At 59.5% G+C, this 1,108-nt stretch carries 1 protein-coding gene; it reads left to right on the forward strand.

Translation table 11 applies throughout. The features are described 5' to 3' along the window. Positions 1 to 64: 64 nt before the first annotated feature. Positions 65 to 1,108, forward strand: a protein-coding gene (locus WS91_RS10855) for an IS3 family transposase (RefSeq protein ID WP_156432352.1) whose coding sequence is annotated in 2 segments (ribosomal slippage) — positions 65 to 326 and positions 326 to 1,108 — 1,045 coding nt annotated over the 2 segments. Because the reading frame shifts where the segments join, the coding sequence is not laid out codon by codon here. This gene is flagged as partial in the annotation.

Consider the following 1,108-nt stretch of genomic DNA (forward strand, 5'->3'; position numbering starts at 1 on the left):
GGTAATCCTCCCGTCCAGTAGGTGGGATCAGAAGTAGAATTTCCAGCAAAGGGAGTTCTACGCAATGAAGAAGTCGAAGTTCACGGATAGCCAGATCATGGATGCGCTCAAGCGCGCGGAGGCTGGCGTGGCGGTGCCGGAGATTTGCCGGGAGCTGGGTGTCAGCACGGCGACGTTCTACAACTGGCGCAGCAAGTACGGCGGGATGGACGTGTCGCTGATGGCCCGGATGAAGGAGCTGGAAGCGGAAAACGCGCGACTGCGCAAGATGTACGTGGAAGAGAAGATCAAGGCGGAGATCGTCGCAGAGGCGCTGGCAAAAAAAGACTGAGGCCATCTACCCGCCGCGAGATGGCCAGAGAAGCAGTAGCGAGCCGGGGCGTGTCGATCCGGCTCGCATGCGAGGCATTTGGCGTAAGCCAGACGTGCTACCGCTACGAGCGGCAGCGCAATGCAGGGAACGAGCAGATTGCCGACTGGCTGCTACGGCTGACCGACAATCATCGCAACTGGGGCTTTGGGCTGTGTTTCCTGTACCTGCGCAACGTGAAGGGCTTCGGCTGGAACCATAAGCGCGTGTACCGGATTTACCGAGAACTGGAGCTGAACCTGCGCATCAAGCCTCGTAAGCGGCTTGTACGGCAGGCGCCGGAGCCGCTGATCGTGCCGGCGTCGGTGAATGCGGTGTGGTCGATGGACTTCATGCACGACCAGTTGAAGGACGGCCGCAGTATCCGACTGTTCAACGTGATCGACGACTTCAACCGCGAAGCATTGGGCATCGAGATCGACTTCTCGTTGCCCTCGGCGCGCGTCATCCGGGCTCTGGAGCAGATCATCGGCTGGCGAGGAAAACCGATGGCGATACGGTGCGATAACGGTCCCGAGTACTTAAGCGAGGCAATCACGCAATGGGCAGCCAGGCATGGCATCGCGTTGAACTACATTCAGCCGGGCAAGCCGCAGCAAAACGCCTATGTGGAGCGATTCAACCGGACGGTGCGCTATGAGTGGCTGTCGCAGTACTACTGGGACAACCTTGCGCACGTGCAGAGCTTCGCGACCGAATGGATGTGGCAATACAATCACGAGCGCCCTAACATGGGCC

The sequence above is a fragment of the Burkholderia sp. MSMB1498 genome (assembly GCF_001526245.1).
Classification (GTDB): domain Bacteria; phylum Pseudomonadota; class Gammaproteobacteria; order Burkholderiales; family Burkholderiaceae; genus Burkholderia; species Burkholderia savannae.